Source organism: Pseudotabrizicola sp., assembly GCF_030684215.1.
GTDB lineage: Bacteria > Pseudomonadota > Alphaproteobacteria > Rhodobacterales > Rhodobacteraceae > Pseudotabrizicola.
This window is the reverse complement of sequence record NZ_JAUXOV010000070.1, coordinates 116664-135928: the sequence shown is the minus strand read 5'-3', so window position 1 is coordinate 135928 and position 19265 is coordinate 116664. Positions and strand designations below refer to the sequence as shown.

Genomic DNA, 19265 nt, shown 5'->3' with positions numbered 1-19265 from the left:
AGTGCCTTTCAGGAAGCGTCGCGGAACACATCCGCCAGAAGGGTGGTGAAAAATGCCTCATCCTGCGCCGTAAAGGCCGCAGGCGTGTTGCTGTCCAGATCCAGCACGCCCAGCAACACCCCTGCCCCGGTCCAGACTGGCAGCACCAGTTCCGACCGGGTTGACGATGCACAGGCGATATGCCCCGGAAAGGCGTCAACATCCGGCACGTTTTGCACCTGCCCAGTGCGCGCGCAAGCCCCGCAGACCCCGCGCGAAAACGGAATCACAAGACAACCATGGCCGCCCTGATACGGCCCGATCTTTAGCAGTTCCGGGGCCACCACGCGGTAAAACCCGGTCCAGTCGCTGAACGGGTGGTGGTGATGCACCTCACAAGCCACCGTCGCCATAAGCGCCACCGCATCCGTCTCGCCAGCCGTCAGCGACAGGATCGCACTGCGCAGGCCGTCATAATCAACGCTCATCTCAATACCCCAGAGCAATGCCATCCTTGCGCGGATCAGACCCGCCGACCAGCACGCCATCCGCCCCTAGCACAATGGCCTGCGCGCCGCCAAGCGGGGTATCAGGCGTGACAATATGGTGCCCCAGTGCCGCCAGTTCGGCGCGCACCCCTTCGCCATAACCGCGCTCCAGCTCCAGCCCGTCCGGCCCGGCAAAGCTGCGCGGGGCGTCGATGGCCGATTGCAGGTCCATCCCGAAATCGCACAGGTTCGAGATCAGCCGCGCATGGCCCGCTGGCTGATACCCACCGCCCATCACGCCAAAGGGCATGGTCACGCGCCCACCCTGCATCACCATCCCCGGAATGATCGTATGCATCGGCCGCTTGCCACCCGCCGCCTCATTCGGATGGCCTGCGGTCAGGGTGAAACCAGCGCCGCGGTTCTGGAAATTCAACCCAAATTTGTCCGAGGCCATGCCAGACCCAAAGCCCCAGAACACCGAATAGATCAGCGAAACGGCCATCCGGTCGCGGTCAACGACCGTGATATAGATCGTATCGCGGTGAATCGCCTCGGTCAGCGGCGCGGCTTTTGCAATCACGCGGTCAGCACGGATCAGCCCCGCCAGCTTTGCCGCCGTATCATCCGACAGCATATGGTCAATCCGCGCGGCGGGGTCGGCGATAAACCGGTTGCGCGCATCGTAAGCCAGCTTTGCTGCCTCTGCCTCTAGATGCACGCGGGCCGCGCCAAAGGGGTCCATCGCGGCCAGATCGAAATGCGACAGGATTTTCAGAAGCAAAATCGCCGTAGCGCCCTGCCCGTTCGGCGGATGCTCCAACAGGTCGATGCCCTTGTAGGGCCCCTGCACAGGCTCGCCCCAGGTGCAGCGGGTGGCGGCCAGATCGTCCAGCGTATGCGTGCCGCCAAGGGCGCGCAGGCTTGCGATCATGTCATCAGCCACTTCGCCCTCGTAAAACCCGGCGCGGCCTTGCTGTGCGATACGGCGCAGCACCTCGGCCTGACCGGGGGCCCGGAACATCTGACCGGGTTTCGGGGCCTGACCGTTCAGCAAAAACAGATCGCGCGCCCGCCCCTGCAAGCTTGGCGCATCATCGGCCCAGTCGAACGCCACACGCGGCGCGACAGGCACGCCAGCTTCAGCGTAGTGAATCGCAGGGGCAAGGCTTTGCGCCAAGGGCTGGCGCCCCCAATCCGCAACCAAGGTGCAGAACGCATCCACCGCACCGGGCAGTGTCACCGCTTCAACCCCGCGCAACGGCACCGCCGACAGGCCCCGGTCGCGCATCTGTGCCGCCGACAAACCGGCGGGCGCGCGGCCAGACCCGTTCAGCGCCAGCACCCGTTCTTCTCCGGCCGGCTTCAGCAGCACGAAACAATCGCCGCCCAGCCCGGTCATCTGAGGTTCGCAGAATCCAAGCAAGACCGCGCCCGCAACGGCGGCATCCACCGCATTGCCACCGGATTTCAGAACATCCACAGCCACTTGCGCCGCCAACGGGTGCGACGTGGCACAAACCCCATTTTCGGCATAAACGGCTGATCGGCCCGGAAGATGAAAATCGCGCATTTTGCCCCCTGTCATTCAGGGGCAGGCTAGTCACACCGGGCGCAGAGTGCAAACAGCATAGAAAACCTCGGCGCCACGAACTGGGCGGGGGCAATTATCCGCAGCGCCGAGGGAAGCTTTATGCAGCTACCCCTTTTATATTGACGCACAGTGCGTCAGTTTTAGGGGGAAATTTGGGCGCTTTCGCGTCAAATCTGGCAGTAAGAAACAGTGCCCCGGTCAATTCGAATATTGTTGCGCCGAGATTCGGAATGTCAGAAAGTTTCGTCCCCCTTCGCGCCGGTAATCCAGATCATCGGACAAGGTGCGAATCAAATGCCAGCCAAAGCCACCTTCCGGCAAATCGTCGCCGGGCTGCGGCTGCACAAGCAAAGTATCTTGCAAGGCGCTGTCCGGCAGGGGCAGACCGGCATCCATGATCCAGCAGGTCAGCCCGCCGGGCGAGACATCTACCGTCACCTCGATCTCTCCGGGCGTTTGTGCGTAGGCGTGCTCAACAATATTGTTCAGCGCTTCTGCCAGAACAATCTGTGCCGTGTCACGGGCATCTTCCGCCATCCGCCCAGCCATCAGCCGATCAAACAACGCGCAAAGCGCCTGTCGCACGGCCAACGGGTCAGAGGCGATAACGATACGGGTGCGGCCCCCGATGGCGTTAGACGACATCACGAAAGCTGTCTGCACGGGCCGGAATATCACGGTGAATGATAAACACGGAATCCATGCGGGTCAGGCGAAAAACCTTTTCCACCGCCGGGGTCAGCGCGGCAAGCTCTAACGGGCGGTCAGGGCCCAATGACTTGCGCACAGCAACCACTGCGCCCAGACCAGAGCTGTCAATAAAGCCGACAAGCGACAGATCCAGCATCACCCGACACTGGCTGGCCGCAGTCAGGTCGCGCATCTTGTCCTTGAAATCAATGGCGCCAGCCGCATCAATGCGCGTTTCGCGCACATGAACGATCATCAGATCTTGGGTTTGGGTGCAGTCCAGTTGCATTCGTGCCCTCCGGGTCCTGACGAAAGGCTAACCCCAGAAGGTTACCGATCAATCAACAGCGGCGGGCAACGATGACGGGTCAGTTCAACTGAAACTGCAACGGGTAGCGGCCATCTTCAAAGTCACCGAACAAATCGCCCAGATCAGGATGGCCGACAGGCTCCCCGGTTTCGTCCGGCACAAGGTTCTGTTCGGACACGTAGGCGACGTAAAAGCTTTGGTCATTTTCGGCCAACAGATGGTAAAACGGCTGGTCCTTTGACGGGCGGCTTTCCTCGGGGATGTTTTCATACCATTCGTCGGTGTTGGAAAACATGGCATCCACATCGAACACCACACCCCGGAACGGATGTTTGCGATGCCGCAGCACCTGACCAAGGTGGTATTTCGGTGTTAATCTCAGCATCACATTGCATCCCCTGATGATGGTTATTAATCCCGATGGCAGTGTCTTGTCCACATGACAGGCGTTGATTTGGGGAAACAAACTGTGGTCCTTATCCTGACAGTGCTGGAAATCGTGGCCCCGGTCGGTCTGCTTGGGGCCATCGGCTACCTGTGGGTTCGGACTGGCCACGAATACCGGATGGAGTTCATTACCCGCCTGTCGATGACCCTGTCGGTGCCCGCGCTGATCTTTACCGCGCTGATGAAAACCGAACTGGACCCAGGCGCGCTGACCGCCGTGACATTGGCCGCGATTGCCGCCTACGGTGCGCTGACGCTGATCTTGTGGGGCGTGGTAAAGGTGTTGGGGTTTGATCGGCGCACCTATCTGGCACCGCTGATCTTTGGCAACACCGGCAATGTCGGCCTGCCACTGGCGCTGTTTGCCTTTGGCGAGGCGGGCCTCGGCTATGCCGTTGTCATCTTCGCAGTAATGATGGTCTGGAGTTTTACCTTCGGCATCTGGCTGGTGTCGGGCGGCGGGTCAGTGCTGCGGGTCATCCGTGAGCCGGCGATGGCGGCGACCCTGCTGGGCGCGCTGTTCTTGTGGCAGGGCTGGCAAACGCCGGTCTGGCTGACAAACTCGCTGACCCTGCTGGGTCAGATTGCCATTCCGATGATGCTGATAACCTTGGGTGTGGCGGTTGCGCGGCTGACACCGGGGCGGCTGGGGCGCGCGGTCTGGCTGTCCGTGATGCGCGGCGGGCTGACCGTGGCGGTGGCGGTGGCCATCGGCCGGTTCTTTGCGCTGGACCCGGTGGCCTTTGCTGTTCTTGTGGTACAGATCAGCACCCCGGTCGCGGTCACGTCCTATATGCTGGCCGAGAAATACGGGGCCGATGCCGATGCGGTGGCGGGGCTTGTCATTGCCTCCACCCTGCTTGCGGTCATCACTTTGCCGATAACTCTCGGATTTCTGTTATGACGGGGCATTGTGCCCCATTTCCCCCGCAGCGTTTTTGCCCTACTGTGGCCGTTAATAAGAAAAACGTGCGAGGGGCAGATGAGCAGACTTCTCCGTGCGTCGATGTTGTTGCTGTTGCTGGCTGCCTGTGGCGGTGGAAGCAGTCAATTTTCGGCGCCCCGTGATTTGGAAAACGCCTGCGCCATTGTGCGTGAGCGTCCACAATATTTCCGTGCCATGCAGGCAACTGAACGCAGATGGGGTGTGCCCATTCATGTTCAGATGGCCACGATCCATCAGGAATCGAAATTCATCGGCAATGCCCAAACCCCGCACCAGTTTGCGCTGGGGATCATTCCGATGGGGCGGCAATCTTCGGCCTATGGCTATTCTCAGGCTCTGGATGGCACTTGGGAGGAATACCAGAAAGAGCAGAACCGCGGCGGTGCGCGCCGTGACCGAATCTCTGACGCCACCGATTTCATGGGCTGGTATATGGACCAGACCCAAAAGCGCCTCGGTATCTCAAAGACCGACGCCCAGAACCAGTATCTTGCCTATCACGAAGGCCGCACCGGCTATGCCCGTCAAAGCTATCTGGCAAAACCCTGGCTGGTGGATGTGGCCGCCCGTGTGGAACGGCGGTCCGGCATGTATGCCCAACAACTCGCATCCTGCGGGCGGATCTGATCGACCCGCGCCGCAGTGTGGTGCGTGACACAGCCCGCCGATACGCGTCAGGCGCAGCCGTTTACAGGTTGCGTTTGCGCGTTTCGGCGGTGATGTCGAAATGTGAGGCCGGAATTGACCCGCCCTTGCTCATCTCACCCAAAATCACCGTTGTCTTGGTCCCGACATCATCGGTGATGATCCACTGACGCAACTCGACCGGGCCGGCGGTGAACACCAGTTCGATCGTGCCGTAACCGGGGTTCTGCGGGTCCTGCGCCACCACGCGCGTGGTGTTTTCCACCTCGCGGTGCGCCACTACCATGCCCGACCGGCCAAGGTTGACATTCGCCGCCAGAATAAGGTTCAGCGGCGTGCGGGCCAGCGGGTATTGCTCGGGCGGCTGGTTCGACTTGGGGTCGAATATCGCCACCTGACTGCCCCCCGCCATCACCAAAGAGCGATCCGGCGGCGCATATTCGAACCGGATACGGCCCGGCCGACGGATAAACAGCTTTCCGGTAGCAATGGTGCCATTGCTGTTCACTTGCGTAAAATCAGCCTGCACAGTCGTCAGACCGTTCAGATAGGCAGAAAGATCGGCCAGCGAGATCCGGGCGGCGAAAGCCGGGGCGCCAAGCGCGAAAAGGGCGAGCGGGGCCAATATGGCGGTTCTACGGTTCATAATTGCAATATAATGGCGCCAAGTCGGTCTTGCATCCTGCAATGCACAAACATTGCGGGGTTTTGCCGATCCTGTGATGTCACATGTCTTTCGGCCATTCGGATGGGGTAGGGCGGGGTTCACCCCGCCTTTTGTGGCAGGCAAGGCGGGGTGAACCCCGCCCTACCCCTTTCGAACCCGCGGTCAATCAAGTCTGCCCCCGCAAAGACTGGCCCCCGCAAAGTCTGGCCCCCGCTAACCTGCGTTCGCCACCCGCGAGATATAATCTGCGGTCATCAGATCAAGATGCGCCCCACCGCCATTCTTGGCGATCGTAATGTCATCCGCCGAGCGCCGCACATAGCTTGTCGGATCGTCGTAGAAATCGGCAATCACATCTGCCTCTGATATCGCGCCGCTTTTGATCGGCTCAATCACTTCGCCAATATGGCCAATCGTCGTGGCACGGCTGTCAACAAACACCCGAGCGCGCGCCATCGCCTCGTCGTCCACCTCACGCATAGCGGGCGTGTAGGCGCCAATCAGGTCCAGATGCTGCCCCGGTTGCAACCAGGCCCCCATCACCAGCGGCTCACGTGACATGGTAGCGGTGCAGATGATATCGGCCGCGCGCACTGCGGTTTCCAGATCATCGGCCACGGAATGACCCATCGCCTGCGCCGTGGCGCGGTTCCTGCTCCAGACTGTGAACTCGGCCTGCGCAAACAGGCTGGAATAGGCGCTGATCATCGACCGCGCCACAGTGCCCGCGCCCACCAGCAAAATCCGGCGCGAGTCCTTGCGCGCCAGCCGCTTGGCCGACAAAAGACTGTCACCGGCCGTCTTCCACTTGGTCACCAGATGAAAATCCACCAGTGCGGTCAGCACCCCGGTCTGATCGTCATACAGCGTGACCGCCCCGTTCACAGACGGCAATCCATGACCGCCATTGCCCGGAAACACGGTTGCCACCTTGACCAACTGTCCAAGGCCGTCAATCCACGCAGCCCGGTTCAGCAGCGTATCGCCGCCACGATACAACACCATATCGCGGATCTCGGCCCTTGGCCGCCGATGCCCGGCCTCCAGCGCGGCGGTCAGACCGTCCCATGTCAACCGCGGCTCCACCTCTTGCCCGATGATCTGCACTGTCATAACCCCGCCTCTGCTTGCGTCAGCAATCCCTCATCGACCAGCCGCGCAGCCCAAGCCTGCCAGCCGACAAACAGATGCACCCGCCAGCCCCGCGCCGCCGCCGCATCAATGTTTTCCACCTTGTCATCGGTAAAGATCAACCTGTCAGGCGTGATCCCGGTCGCGTCTTCCAACTGCCGGTAGATCTCGGCATCCGGCTTGATCACCCCCATCCGCCCCGACACAAAGGCGCGGTCAAACTCGTTCAGGAAATCATACTGACTTTGGGCATAGGCAAAGCTGTCGTCGCCAAAATTGGTCAGGGCCAGCACCGGAATCCCCTTGGCGCGCAATGCCCGCAACAACGCGATTGACCCCTCAATGCGCGGAGCCGCCATCTCGATCCAGTTGTGATACCAGCACAGAATATCCTCGGCCCAATCGGGATGGGCCGCCGCATGCGCCTCGACCGTCGCGCGAAAGGGCGCACCCGCATCAACCGCCACGTTCATCTCCTCGATGCCCGTCTCGGCAAACAGCCGTCGCCGTCCGGCCTCACCCAGCCGCCTGTCGTAAAACCCCTCAGGGTTCCAGTGCATCAGCACATTGCCGATATCGAAAACCACTGCTTCGGGTCGTGTCATCGCACACCTTTGGTCTATCCGTCATGGCCATAGAGCTCTGCCCGAACCAGAGTTTCAACCCCCGCTCTGTGCCTTCGCCGCCCGCAGCGCGCGGTCCAGCACATCCAGAAACCGCGACCTGTCCGCCTTGGAAAACGGCCGCCCGCCGCCCTGCCGGAACGGATCTGCGCTGCGCAGATCCTGCATCAGATCGCGGGTGGCCAGTGCCATGCCGATATTGGCAGTCCCCAATTCCTCGCCGTTGTGCTTGAGCACCCGCGCCCCCGCAGCCACACATTTCGCCGCCAAAGGGATATCGCCCGTCACCACCACATCACCGGGACCACAAGAGTCGGCAATCCACTTGTCGGCCTCATCCGGGCCGGCGGCCACGAACACACTCTCCACCAAAGGATTGGGCGAAGGCCGGATGCCACCATTCGACACCACCAGCATTTTCACGCCATGCCGCGTGGCCACCCGCTCTGCCTCGGCCTTCACCGGACAGGCATCGGCATCAATGAACAACCGCGTCATCGCTGATCAGCCATAAAGCGCCTTGGCATGAAACCCGATATGCTCCTCCATAAAGGTCGAGACGAAGAAGTAGCTGTGATCATAGCCCTTTTGCAGCCGCACCGCCCCACCCTGCCGCCGCGCCGCCATCGCCTCGGCCAATGCCTCGGGCTTCAGCAGATCAATGAACTGGTCCGACGTGCCCTGATCCACCAGAATCGGCCCGTCAAACCCGCGCTTGCGCATCAACAGCGTGGCATCATGCCCGGCCCAGGTGGCCTCATCGCGGCCCAGATAGGCCGCAAACTGCTTGCGCCCCCAGTCGCCCGCCGTGGGATGACAGATCGGCGCAAAGGCCGACACCGACTTGAACCGCCCCGGAAAGCTCATCGCAATGGTAAGCGCCCCATGCCCGCCCATCGAATGCCCGGTGATCGCCTGCGCCTCCTCAGCCAGCGGAAAGGCGCTGAACAACAACCGCGGCAACTCATCCGTCACATAATCCCACATCCGAAAATGCGGCGCCCAGGGTTTCTGCGTAGCGTTCACATAAAACCCCGCCCCCTGCCCCAGATCAAAAGCGGCATCATTCGCTACCCCGTCCCCACGCGGTGAGGTGTCGGGAAACACCACCCCCACCCCGGCCTCCGCCGCCCAGCGCTGTGCGTTCGACTTCACCATCGCATTCTCATGCGTGCAGGTCAGCCCCGACAGGAACCAGACCAACGGCACCGGCCCATCCTCGGCCCCCTCGGGCAGGAACAGGCCAAAAGTCATCTCGGTGCCAGTCGCGGCAGAGGCATGCGAATACACCCCCTGCACGCCACCAAACGCCCTGTTCTCAGATACCGTCTTCATCACGTCCCTCCATTCACCAAGGCAATCACCGCCGTCACCGTCAGCACCGAAGCCGCGGTAGACAAAAGGATCGCCGTCGAAACCCGTTGCGGGGCCACGCCGAAATGCGCAGCCAGAATATACACGTTGCCCGCCACCGGCAGGGCGGCGGCCGCAATCATCACGCCTGCCGCATACCGCTCCACCGGAAAAATCACCAGAGCCGCCACAGCCACCGCCGCCGGATGCAGCACCAGCTTGGCCGCCGCCAGCCACGCCGCAACCTGCACCCGCTCAGCACTGCGCCCCGCCAGCGATGCACCAATCGCAAACAGCGCCCCCGGCGTGGCCGCAGCCCCAAGCGTGGTCATGAACTCATTGACCGGCCCCGGCACCACCCAGCCCGTGGCCCCCCATGACAGCCCCAGCACAATTGACACAATCATCGGGTTCTTCAACAGGCCCAGCGCCAGCACCCGGAAAATGCCAAGGCTCATCCGCCCCTCGCGCCGCGCGGTGATCACCAGCGTGATCACACTCGAAAACACGATCAGATCCACCGCCAGCACCAACAGAACCGGCCCCGCCGCCGCAGCCCCCAGCAGCAAGACCAGCATCGGCACGCCCAGAAAGCCCACATTGCCGATCACCGCGCATTGCGCCTCAACCGCAGCTTCCTCAACCGACACGCCGCGCCAAAGCGCCACACCCGTTGCCAGCAGATACACCACGACCGAAGCGGACAGATAGGCAAAGACGAAGGTCCAGTTGAAAATCTCCCCCAGCGACAGGTTGGCTGCAAAGCCGAACAGCATCGCCGACAGCGCAAAATAAAACACAAACTTTGTCAGCGCCGCCGTCGCCTCGGCGCTGAAGAACCGTGTGCGCCCAGCCAGATAGCCTAACCCGATCAGAGCAAAGAACGGCAGGGTTTTCAGAAGGATCGGCAGCATCGTCGCCCTTTCGCCACAGTCCCCTGCAAGCTTTCAGAAACCCAGCGTAACCACAACCCGCTCTCATTTACCTGTTCACAAATATCCTGGGGGGGAGTCGCGCCCTTCGCGCGACGGGGGGCAACGCCCCCCCGCCGGAGGGATCGCGGCGCAAGCTGCGGCCCGACATACCGCGCGCGGGCGGAACGCCCGCTCCGTCAGATCACGCCTGTCACGGGCTCAGTCCATGGTTTCCAGACAATGCCGCCGGAACGCACGTTTCAGCATGTCCAACTCCTGCCGCAGCAAATCCACTTCGGCCCGCAGGTCGTCTTCCAGCACCACGCCGGTGATGATTGTGAAATGTGCCAAAGTCTCCGTGCTACCGATCTCGCGGATCAGGAAGGTCTGCACCCCGTCTGTCAGCACCGCAGACGGAATGGGCACGCGCACCGCCCATTCCCCGGCGCGGCCCGCAACGGGCTCAACGCTCACGCCGGGCAACGGGGTCTCCAGCAACAGCACCTCAAGCGCGGGCAACGTGTCCCCACCGCTCAGCACACCCTCCCAGATGCCGGCGCGGATACGGGTCTTGGTCAATCGCTTTTCGATCATCTCTGCCTCACACTTGCCCACGCTTACAATTCAGCGCGGGGGCGACGGCTGAACGTCACATCGCGCAGGATGATCTGGTTCATCTCCGGACCTTCAAAGATCAGGTCCACCCACAAACGCTCCACCCGCTTTTCACTGACCTTGGTATAGGCAAGGTCGAATTCGACCATCACTTCCTCGTCACCAAGCGGCAACTCACGCACAATCTGCTCGACATTGGGCCCGTGCTTGATGTTCAGCCGCGCGAAAATCTCCAACGGTTTTTCCATTTCCACGATCACATCCAGCCGGATCAGATGGCGCAGCTTCAACCCGGACGCGGCCTCGGGCGGCAGATCCAGCACCAGACTCAGAAACGAGCCGTCAAAGCGGAACACGTCCATCCGAAAGCCAAAGGGCGCAAGGTCAGATTGCCGTGTGTTGCGGATCTGGCGCACGGTCAACTCACTCCGGCGGCAATCGTGAAACACCGTCGCACCCTCGCAAACCAGCGCCCGGCCGGGCACCGAGGAAAAACCCGGCACCGGAATAGGCCCCCGCCACAGCGCTGGCCGCCATGACCAGTCCGTGCCCAACGGGCGGCGCATCGCGTTGGACCCGATCACCGGCAACGCCAGCCGATGCTCGGCCTCATGGATCACCCGGTCCAACTGACGGCGGATCGCGCGTGCGCGTCCGCGCAAAGTGCTGAGCTGCTCCAGATCCAAACTGGCAGCACGTTCAGCCACGGCGCCCCAACGGCGTTGCATCCGGCGTTGCAACACCCGATCAAGAAACGCGTCAAACCTGCCTGCCATATGCTTTTCCGCAACTCTACCCGGTAACCCGCGCCGATTGTTGACGGCGCGGAAACGATTCCCTTTATTGCCGGAAAAATCCTAAGACTCCACACACTTTGCAGGCGAGGCGACGGGTGCAATCACAATAGCCCGGCAACCGGCACTCAGCGATTGGCGCGACGCAGCGCTTTTGCGGTGTCTTCGACCAGCTTGCGGCTCGTCGCCTCGTCCAGATCAGGGCCCGAGACCTTCACGCTGACCGTGCGGCCCTTCAGGGCCGTCATGCCGCGCCAATAGGTGCCTTCTCCCCGGTCTGCCACCCGGAACAGGAACACATCTCCCACACTGCGCGCCGAGGTCACCGACACATCTGCCGCTCGTCCACGACGACTAAGGGATTTGCGCCCGGCCTCTGTCGCGAAAAATGCAGCCAACTCTGCCCCGCCCGCCGCCATGGCAGCAGCACTTCCGGCCCGGCCAAAGGTAATGGTGATGATCGCTGGCGCGATAGAGGTCTGATCGTTGCACCTGCCCAACAACACCGCCACAGCGCCATCCGTCTGTTTCAGTGTCGCCGGATCAGGACAATAGCCCGCTGCCCCCTGCACAGTCAGGTCTTGCGCGCGTAACATGACCGTCTTTGGCAATGGCACGTCGGCCATGCTGACAAGGGGCTGGCTCAGCGCCAGCCCCATCAGCAGGACCAGCCTACTGGTCCATGTATACATGCTTCTCAGCCTTGGCCCCCGGATGGGTCACAGCCCCCCAACGCGCCCCGCCCACCAGCTTCACGAACTTGTACAAAGCACCCGTCGCATATTGCGTCTCGCGCGGGCCTTTCCATTCGGTCTTGCGCTTGGCCAGTTCCTCGTCCGACACCGCCACCGACAATTCGCCGGTCAGCGCGTTCAGCGTGATCATGTCGCCGTTACGCAGCAGCGCAATCGGCCCGCCATGAGCCGCCTCTGGTCCCACATGCCCCACACAGAACCCGCGAGTCGCACCGCTAAAGCGGCCATCGGTGATCAGAGCCACCTTCTTGCCCATCCCCTGCCCCGACAAAGCGGCAGTGGTAGACAGCATCTCGCGCATGCCCGGCCCACCAGCGGGGCCCTCATTGCGGATGACGATAACCTCGCCTTCCTTGTAGCTGCGGGCCTTGACCGCGGCAAAAGCGTCTTCTTCACACTCGAACACACGCGCCGGGCCAGTGAACACCTGCTCCGCTTCGCTCATGCCCGCAACTTTGACGATTGCGCCATCAGGGGCAAGATTTCCCTTGAGGCCAACAACGCCGCCGGTCTTGGTGATCGGCGTTTCCACCGGATAGATCACCCGGCCATCGGCCACACCCGTGATCTCTTCAAGGCTTTCGCCAATCGTCTTGCCGCTGGCGGTGATGCAGTCCAGATGCATCAACCCGGCCTTGGCCAGTTCCTTCATCACGACAGGCACGCCGCCCACCTCGTACAGATCCTTGGCCACATATTTGCCGCCCGGGCGCAGATCGACGAAATAGGGCGTGTCGCGCATGATGTCGCACACATCGAACAGGTCGAAATCGATGCCAGCCTCATGCGCGATTGCGGGCAGGTGCAGCGCTGCATTGGTGCTGCCCCCGGTGCAGGCCACAACCCGCGCCGCATTTTCCAACGACTTGCGCGTGACCACGTCGCGCGCGCGGATGTTCTTTTCAATCAGATGCATCACGGCCACACCCGACGCCTCACCATATTGGTCGCGGCTCTCATAAGGTGCAGGCGCACCAGATGAATTCAGCAGCGCCAGCCCGATGGCCTCGGACACGCAGGCCATGGTGTTGGCGGTGTATTGTGCGCCACACGCACCACTGGACGGGCAGGCCACACGCTCCATGATCTCAAGTTCCGCATCCGACAGGTTGCCAGCCTGATGCTGGCCCACGGCTTCGAACATATCCTGCACGGTGATGTCACGGCCCTGATAGCGGCCCGGCAGGATCGACCCGCCATAGATGAACACCGACGGCACGTTCAGGCGAACCATCGCCATCATCATCCCCGGCAAGCTCTTGTCGCAGCCCGCAAGACCGACCAGCGCATCATAGCAATGCCCACGCATCGTCAATTCCACCGTGTCGGCAATCGCATCACGCGATGCAAGGCTCGACCGCATCCCCTCATGACCCATGGCAATACCATCGGTCACGGTGATGGTGGTAAACTCGCGTGGGGTGCCGCCACCCTTTTTCACGCCATGCTTCACGATCTGCGCCTGACGGTTCAGCGCGATGTTGCACGGTGCGGCCTCGTTCCAGCAGGTGGCCACGCCAACCCAAGGCTGGTGAATTTCTTCCTCGGTAATGCCCATGGCATAGAAATACGACCGATGCGGCGCACGCGCCGGACCCTCGGTCACATGACGGCTGGGAAGTTTCGATTTATCGAAACGCGTGTTCGTGGACATGGGCATCCTCCCGCTTTGACTGGCTGGCATTTGGATAATGGGCGAAACCAGCGGGGGCAAGCCGCGAAAGCAAAGGACACAGGGGTAATCGAATGTCATTGGCCAATGCCAAAGGGGTAGGGCGGGGTTCACCCCGCCATATGTGCCGGGCAAGGCGGGGTGAACCCCGCCCTACACTTGCAACAAGCGCAGCCCCAACACCAGACAGCGCGGCCCGAAACGCCCTTGCCCAAAACGCAGTTTATTGCCCGCCAACAAACCCGCCAAAGCATCGGGGCTTTCCACCGCCGCTGGCTTGGATACTGTGTCGGCTTATGACCGCACAGCGCATCCATGCCATCGACCTTGCCCGCTCGCTCGCCCTTCTGGCGATGGCGGGGTATCACTTTACCTTTGATCTGATGCTCTTTGGCCATCTGCCACCGGGCTTTGTGTTTCAGGGCCCATGGCCGCTGATCGCCCGCGCCATCGCCTCCAGTTTTCTGTTTCTGGCAGGCGTGTCGCTTTGGCTGGCCCACAACAAACGCATCCGCTGGAGCGCATTCTGGTGGCGCTTTGCCATGGTCGCTGCGGCGGCGGCGCTTGTCACCATCGCCACCTATTACACCATGGGCGCGCAATTCATCCGCTGGGGAATCCTGCATGCCATCGCCGCCGGCAGCCTGATCGGCCTGTTGTTCCTGCGCGCGCCCGTGATCCTGACCGTCACCATCGCGGCCGCAGCTTTCACCGCCCCGCATCTGGCCCGGTCCGAGGTGTTCAACGCCCCGCACTGGGTCTGGCTTGGCCTGTCCACTGAAATCCCGCCGATGATAGATTATGAACCGCTGTTGCCATGGCTCTGCCCGGTCCTTCTGGGCATCGCCACCGCAAAGCTGATGACCCGCGCCGGGGCATGGGACAGGCTGCGCCATTGGCAACCCGGCAATGTGACACGTGCAGCGCTTTGGCCCGGCAAACACAGCCTTGCCATCTATCTGATCCACCAGCCCGTGCTGTTCGGCGCGGTCTATATCTTCACCCGTTACCTATAGGCCGCCATGCACCCGATCCCCGATCAGCCCGATCTCTATGCCGCGCTGCGCCGCAGCGGGGCTGCGCCAGAAGACCTGCCCACCCTGATAGCCGCCAGCCCGCCACACGTCGCCACACGTCTGCGCGCTGCGGATCAGGGCCTGCTGCGCGCGATCCTGCGTGCCGGGCTTGGCCAGCCTGCGATTCCCTCCGCCCCCCGGATCATCACCCATCTGCGCGCGCTGACACCCGAACCATTGTTCCGCCCCGATGTTGCCAACAGCCGCACGCTTGCCCTGCTGACCAATGACGAACACCCCGATATGCCGCCGTTTTCCGACCGCAACTTTGACGCGTGGTTTGCGGCAAAAGACGTGCCCTACGGCATTGGCACCTATGGCGAGGATCGGTCAGTCTACCGCACCGCCCAATTCGCCGATGCGATCAGCCCCGAACGCCGCACCCGGCATCTGGGCATAGATGTCTTCGCCCCCGCCGGAAGCCCCGTCCATGCACCGCTGGCGGGCCGCGTCCTGCACCTGACCTACAACGCCGACCCACTGGATTACGGCCACACGCTGATTGTGGAACACCAGTCTGATTGCGCACCGTTCTACACCCTTTACGGCCACCTTGCCGCCACCTTGCCCAGCTTGCTGCAACCCGGCGCACAGGTCGCAGCGGGCCAGCATATTGCCGACCTTGGTGACTGGCCTGAAAATGGCGGCTGGGCCCCGCATGTACACTTCCAGATCATGACCGACATGCTGGATCAGGCGAACGGCAACTTCTACGGCGTCGGGCACAGCAGCCTGTGGGATGTCTGGCAAGCCATCTGCCCCGACCCCAACCTGATTATGCGCCTGCCCGCAACCGCCTTTACCCTGCCCTGACCGCTTCTTGCCCTGCGCACCAACGTCATGACACTTGCCATACGTGAACCAGACCCGCGCCAGACACGATCCATACGACGCTGCCGATTGCATTTCATCCCCCGGCGCTTTATCTGAACGCAAAGATCGGCACCCGAAAGGCACGCCCGCATGAACTGGATTTCGAACTACGTCCGCCCGAAAATCAACTCGCTCTTCTCGCGCCGGGAAGTGCCGGAAAATCTGTGGACGAAGTGTTCTGAGTGCGGAACAATGCTGTTCCACCGCGAGCTGGCGGAAAATCTGAACGTCTGCTCCAACTGCGATCACCACATGGCGATCAGCCCGCGTGACCGGTTCAAGGCCTTGTTTGACAGTGGTATTTTCACCGAAGTCAAGGTGCCTGAACCCGTGGTCGACCCGCTGCACTTCAAGGATCAGAAGAAGTACCCCGACCGCCTGAAAGCCGCACAGAAAACGACTGGCGAAAAAGAGGCGATGCTGGTCGCCGAGGGCGAGATGGGCCGCACCCCGATTGTCGCCGTGGCACAGGATTTCAGCTTCATGGCAGGCTCCATGGGCATGTATGTCGGCAACGCCATTCTGGCCGCCGCCGAACGCGCCGTGAAACTGAAACGCCCCTTGGTCCTGTTCTCCGCCGCCGGTGGCGCGCGGATGCAAGAAGGCATCTTGTCATTGATGCAGATGCCACGAACAACCGTTGCAGTTCAAATGCTTAAAGAGGCGAGACTGCCCTATGTCGTTGTCCTGACCCACCCCACAACAGGCGGGGTAACGGCCTCGTATGCGATGCTGGGTGATGTCCAGATCTCGGAACCCAATGCGCTGATCTGCTTTGCCGGGCCCCGCGTGATTGAGCAAACCATCCGCGAAAAGCTGCCAGAAGGCTTCCAGCGCGCGGAATACCTGCTGGATCACGGCATGCTGGATCGGGTGACGCATCGCAAGCAAATGCGCGATGAGCTGACCAACATTCTGCGCATGCTCACCGGCCAGTCCCCCGCCGTCAAAGGTGACTTGCCCGCCCCCACAGCACCCGAACCCGCGCCCGTCCCGCCAGCACCCGCCGCAGGTTGATCTTGGCGCAAGGTTCCGACGCCATCCTTGAAAGGATGATGACCCTGCACCCCAAGGTCATCGACCTTACGCTGGACCGCATGCACCGCCTGCTGGCCGCGCTTGGCAACCCCGAACGCCAGTTGCCCCCAGTGATCCACATCGCCGGCACCAACGGTAAAGGCAGCACCCAAGCGATGATCCGTGCGGGGCTAGAGTCGTCTGGTGCCACCGTTCACGCCTATACCTCGCCGCATCTGGCGCGGTTTCATGAACGCATCCGTTTGGGGGGTGACCTGATCAGTGAACCTGCATTGACCGCCCTGCTTGATGAATGCGTGCAGGCCAATGGCCCGGACTCCATAACTTTTTTTGAGATCACCACCGCCGCCGCCCTCTTGGGTTTTGCCCGCACCCCTGCCGATTTTACCTTGCTTGAGGTGGGTCTTGGCGGCCGACTGGACGCAACCAACGTGATCGATCACCCGCGGCTTACCATCATCACCCCGGTCAGCATCGACCATCAGCAATACCTTGGCGATACCTTGCCCGAAATCGCGGGCGAAAAGGCCGGGATCATCAAACGCGCTGTGCCGGTCATCGTCGGCCCACAAAGCCCCGAAGGCTTGGCCGTCATTGAAGAAAAAGCCGCCCGCATGGGTGCGCCGATCCTTGCCTATGGTCAGCATTGGCATGTGGCTGAAGACCGGGGCCGGCTGATTTTCCAAGACGAGTCCGGCCTGCTGGATCTGCCCCTGCCCAACCTGCCCGGCCCGCATCAGATCCAGAACGCGGGAGCCGCCATCGCCGCCCTGCGCGCCCTTGGCCGGGATGAGTCGGCGTGTGAAGCCGCCATCACCACTGCCGTCTGGCCCGCGCGGATGCAGCGCCTGCGCCATGGCCCGCTGGTCGATATGGCCCCCGACATCGAGCTGTGGCTCGACGGCGGGCACAACCCGGCTGGGGGCAAGGCAATCGCCGCGACCCTTGCCCGGATGCCGAAACGCCCCACTTGGCTGATTTGCGGCATGCTGAACACCAAGGACGTGACAGGGTATATGCGGCCGCTGGCCCCGCATGTCGCAGGGTTGCATGCCGTTTCCATCCCCGGCGAAAAGAACACGCTGCCCGCAGAAACAACCCGCGACGCGGCCCTTGCCGCTGGACTGGTAGCTCATGCCGCCCCTTCCGTGTCTGACGCGCTGTCTGCCATTTCGGCAACCTACCCAACAGCTCGCGTGCTGATCTGTGGCTCACTTTACCTTGCTGGTGCGATTTTGCGCGAAAACGGGTAGAGGCTACAAAGAGCCTCACGACAGCCGCATTTGCTTGCTTTGTTCTCACAAACTGCAATGTGAGTCGCCGTGATGGACCTGTCCCCGCAAAAACCGCCCGTCGCCGTTCTTGTCGATGGGGAAAACCTGTCCTTCACCCACGCACGGGCGATCCTGACCAACGCCCGTCGCTATGGCGACCCTATGATCCGCCGTGTTTATGGCAAACCCGAAGCGATCGCAGCTTGGGCAGACCATGGGTTTCGGCTGATCACCACCCGTCCCGGCAAGAATGCAGCCGATCTGCTGCTATCGGTGGAAGCGATGACACTGGCGTTGAAGGACAATATTAAAACTCTGATCGTCGCTTCAAGTGACTCGGATTTTTCTTATCTGGCCAATCAACTGCGCGAATGTGGCCATCGCCTGATCGGTATGGGAGAGGGCAAGACACCCGGAGCCTTCCGCGCCGCCTGCACCGAGTTCACTCACCTTGACGTTGCGCAGCCGCAGCCTCCCCCACCGCCGAAGGCCACCAAGGACACCAAAGACCTGACAGAATGGGTGGTTTCGCGGCTTGCGGTTTCAGGGGCAGACGGGGTTGCAATCACCTTGCTGAATACAGAAGCTTCACGTGCCGGATTTCAGATTTCGCAGACACCGGAAAAATCGTGGCGAAACTGGCTTCAGGCAGCGCCTCAGAAAACACTGCTGGTCTGCGACCCTAGGGGGCCGACAGCGCGGGTGCGCAGACTCAGCCGCGCTGCACCCCATAACGCGCCATGAACATCTCTACCGCACCCTGAACCGATTGGCGGACCCGGTCTTCGCGCAGATGGTGGTCCATGCGGAACACCAGCTTTTCCAGAATGGACGCTTTGCACAGCTGAATGAACTGATCTGCCGCCAGATCCAGATCGTCGATCTGTAGCTGACCATTTTGCGCCAGATGGTGCAAATGATGCGCCAAGCGATCATGCACCAATGCAGGGCCGTTGCGGTAGAAATCCCGCGCCAATTCAGGAAAGCGCGCGCCTTCACCGATCACCAGCCGACAGGCGTTCTGCCCAAAATCGGACATCAGGAACCCGGCGATTCGAACACCTGCCAGCATCAGCATGGCCTCGACCGTCATCGCCGGATCAATTTCTGCCTCAACCTCTTGGGTTTGGCGCAGGCACTCCTGCGAGCAGATTTCCTTGAACAACAGCTGTTTGTCAGGGAAATAGGCATAAAGCGTGGCCTTGCTGACACCTGCTTGGCGCGCAATGTCATCGACCGAGGCACCGTCAAACCCGTCGCGCAGAAAGATTGTCCGGGCGCCTGCCAGCACCTGATCAAACTTGCGCCCCCGGCGCACCACCTGTTCCACAACCTGAGCCATACTCACCCCGTTTTCCCGACCATAGGTCAGGAAGCCGCA

General features: G+C 61.7%; 23 protein-coding genes. 7 read left to right on the top strand and 16 right to left on the bottom strand.

The window, feature by feature from the left end:
- Nucleotides 1–8: 8 nt before the first annotated feature.
- The 5 genes from Q8K08_RS14755 to hspQ form a co-directional block, all read right to left on the bottom strand.
- Nucleotides 9–467: a GAF domain-containing protein gene (locus Q8K08_RS14755; protein WP_304797776.1), complete on the bottom strand. Its 459-nt coding sequence runs from the start codon at nucleotides 465–467 to the stop codon at nucleotides 9–11.
- Between the two features lies 1 nt (nucleotide 468).
- Complete coding sequence (locus Q8K08_RS14750; protein ID WP_305250549.1) at nucleotides 469–2040, bottom strand: gamma-glutamyltransferase family protein; 1572 nt, start codon at nucleotides 2038–2040, stop codon at nucleotides 469–471.
- A gap of 219 nt (nucleotides 2041–2259) precedes the next feature.
- The gene (locus tag Q8K08_RS14745) at nucleotides 2260–2724 is read right to left on the bottom strand and encodes an ATP-binding protein (protein WP_305250548.1); all 465 of its coding nucleotides are present in this window, start codon (nucleotides 2722–2724) and stop codon (nucleotides 2260–2262) included.
- Nucleotides 2696–3040: an STAS domain-containing protein gene (locus Q8K08_RS14740; protein WP_304797771.1), complete on the bottom strand. Its 345-nt coding sequence runs from the start codon at nucleotides 3038–3040 to the stop codon at nucleotides 2696–2698. The genes Q8K08_RS14745 and Q8K08_RS14740 overlap by 29 nt, the downstream gene beginning before the upstream one ends.
- 79 nt (nucleotides 3041–3119) lie before the next feature.
- Entirely contained in the window at nucleotides 3120–3446 is a 327-nt protein-coding gene (gene hspQ, locus Q8K08_RS14735) for a heat shock protein HspQ (protein ID WP_304797769.1), read from the bottom strand.
- Between the two features lie 84 nt (nucleotides 3447–3530).
- Here hspQ and Q8K08_RS14730 point away from each other — a divergent pair, with 84 nt between their 5' ends.
- Both Q8K08_RS14730 and Q8K08_RS14725 read left to right on the top strand, forming a co-directional pair.
- Complete coding sequence (locus Q8K08_RS14730) at nucleotides 3531–4412, top strand: AEC family transporter (RefSeq protein WP_304797767.1); 882 nt, start codon at nucleotides 3531–3533, stop codon at nucleotides 4410–4412.
- A gap of 78 nt (nucleotides 4413–4490) precedes the next feature.
- Entirely contained in the window at nucleotides 4491–5081 is a 591-nt protein-coding gene (locus Q8K08_RS14725) for a lytic transglycosylase (RefSeq protein WP_304797765.1), read from the top strand.
- 61 nt (nucleotides 5082–5142) lie between these two features.
- Here Q8K08_RS14725 and Q8K08_RS14720 read toward each other — a convergent pair whose 3' ends face one another.
- The 10 genes from Q8K08_RS14720 to ilvD form a co-directional block, all read right to left on the bottom strand.
- On the bottom strand, nucleotides 5143–5745 hold the full coding sequence (locus Q8K08_RS14720) for an outer membrane lipoprotein carrier protein LolA (RefSeq protein WP_304797763.1): 603 nt from the start codon (nucleotides 5743–5745) through the stop codon (nucleotides 5143–5145).
- A 234-nt stretch (nucleotides 5746–5979) separates the two neighbouring features.
- Nucleotides 5980–6879 (bottom strand): ornithine cyclodeaminase family protein, encoded by a 900-nt coding sequence (locus Q8K08_RS14715; protein WP_305250544.1) that lies wholly within the window; start codon nucleotides 6877–6879, stop codon nucleotides 5980–5982.
- Nucleotides 6876–7502, bottom strand: a complete 627-nt coding sequence (locus tag Q8K08_RS14710) for an HAD family phosphatase (RefSeq protein WP_305250543.1) — start codon at nucleotides 7500–7502, stop codon at nucleotides 6876–6878. The genes Q8K08_RS14715 and Q8K08_RS14710 overlap by 4 nt, the downstream gene beginning before the upstream one ends.
- Nucleotides 7503–7556: 54 nt before the next feature.
- Nucleotides 7557–8018, bottom strand: a complete 462-nt coding sequence (locus Q8K08_RS14705) for a YaiI/YqxD family protein (protein ID WP_305250542.1) — start codon at nucleotides 8016–8018, stop codon at nucleotides 7557–7559.
- Nucleotides 8019–8024: 6 nt separating this feature from the next.
- Nucleotides 8025–8855 carry an S-formylglutathione hydrolase gene (gene fghA / locus Q8K08_RS14700; protein ID WP_305250540.1) on the bottom strand — a complete coding sequence of 277 codons (831 nt, stop codon included), beginning with the start codon at nucleotides 8853–8855 and terminating at the stop codon, nucleotides 8025–8027.
- Nucleotides 8855–9787 (bottom strand): AEC family transporter, encoded by a 933-nt coding sequence (locus Q8K08_RS14695; RefSeq protein WP_304803952.1) that lies wholly within the window; start codon nucleotides 9785–9787, stop codon nucleotides 8855–8857. The genes fghA and Q8K08_RS14695 overlap by 1 nt, the downstream gene beginning before the upstream one ends.
- A 219-nt stretch (nucleotides 9788–10006) precedes the next feature.
- Nucleotides 10007–10381, bottom strand: a complete 375-nt coding sequence (locus Q8K08_RS14690; protein ID WP_304803954.1) for a hypothetical protein — start codon at nucleotides 10379–10381, stop codon at nucleotides 10007–10009.
- A gap of 23 nt (nucleotides 10382–10404) precedes the next feature.
- Nucleotides 10405–11178: a DUF6478 family protein gene (locus Q8K08_RS14685; RefSeq protein ID WP_305250539.1), complete on the bottom strand. Its 774-nt coding sequence runs from the start codon at nucleotides 11176–11178 to the stop codon at nucleotides 10405–10407.
- A gap of 146 nt (nucleotides 11179–11324) precedes the next feature.
- Nucleotides 11325–11888, bottom strand: coding sequence for a hypothetical protein (locus Q8K08_RS14680; protein ID WP_304800183.1), 564 nt, complete (start codon nucleotides 11886–11888; stop codon nucleotides 11325–11327).
- On the bottom strand, nucleotides 11869–13605 hold the full coding sequence (gene ilvD / locus Q8K08_RS14675; RefSeq protein WP_370654127.1) for a dihydroxy-acid dehydratase: 1737 nt from the start codon (nucleotides 13603–13605) through the stop codon (nucleotides 11869–11871). The genes Q8K08_RS14680 and ilvD overlap by 20 nt, the downstream gene beginning before the upstream one ends.
- A gap of 314 nt (nucleotides 13606–13919) precedes the next feature.
- On the opposite strand from ilvD, the gene Q8K08_RS14670 reads away from it, so the two are divergent.
- From Q8K08_RS14670 to Q8K08_RS14650, 5 genes are all read left to right on the top strand, one after another.
- The gene (locus tag Q8K08_RS14670; RefSeq protein ID WP_305250538.1) at nucleotides 13920–14639 is read left to right on the top strand and encodes a DUF1624 domain-containing protein; all 720 of its coding nucleotides are present in this window, start codon (nucleotides 13920–13922) and stop codon (nucleotides 14637–14639) included.
- A gap of 6 nt (nucleotides 14640–14645) precedes the next feature.
- Nucleotides 14646–15512: a peptidoglycan DD-metalloendopeptidase family protein gene (locus Q8K08_RS14665; protein WP_304797425.1), complete on the top strand. Its 867-nt coding sequence runs from the start codon at nucleotides 14646–14648 to the stop codon at nucleotides 15510–15512.
- Between the two features lie 150 nt (nucleotides 15513–15662).
- Nucleotides 15663–16589, top strand: coding sequence for an acetyl-CoA carboxylase, carboxyltransferase subunit beta (accD, locus tag Q8K08_RS14660; RefSeq protein WP_304797427.1), 927 nt, complete (start codon nucleotides 15663–15665; stop codon nucleotides 16587–16589).
- Nucleotides 16590–16624: 35 nt separating this feature from the next.
- Complete coding sequence (locus tag Q8K08_RS14655; RefSeq protein WP_305250535.1) at nucleotides 16625–17863, top strand: folylpolyglutamate synthase/dihydrofolate synthase family protein; 1239 nt, start codon at nucleotides 16625–16627, stop codon at nucleotides 17861–17863.
- A gap of 72 nt (nucleotides 17864–17935) precedes the next feature.
- The gene (locus tag Q8K08_RS14650; RefSeq protein WP_305250710.1) at nucleotides 17936–18628 is read left to right on the top strand and encodes an NYN domain-containing protein; all 693 of its coding nucleotides are present in this window, start codon (nucleotides 17936–17938) and stop codon (nucleotides 18626–18628) included.
- On the opposite strand, the gene Q8K08_RS14645 is transcribed toward Q8K08_RS14650, so the two are convergent.
- The gene (locus Q8K08_RS14645) at nucleotides 18597–19226 is read right to left on the bottom strand and encodes a TetR/AcrR family transcriptional regulator (RefSeq protein WP_305250533.1); all 630 of its coding nucleotides are present in this window, start codon (nucleotides 19224–19226) and stop codon (nucleotides 18597–18599) included. The two genes, Q8K08_RS14650 and Q8K08_RS14645, sit on opposite strands and share 32 nt — an antisense overlap.
- Nucleotides 19227–19265 lie beyond the last annotated feature (39 nt).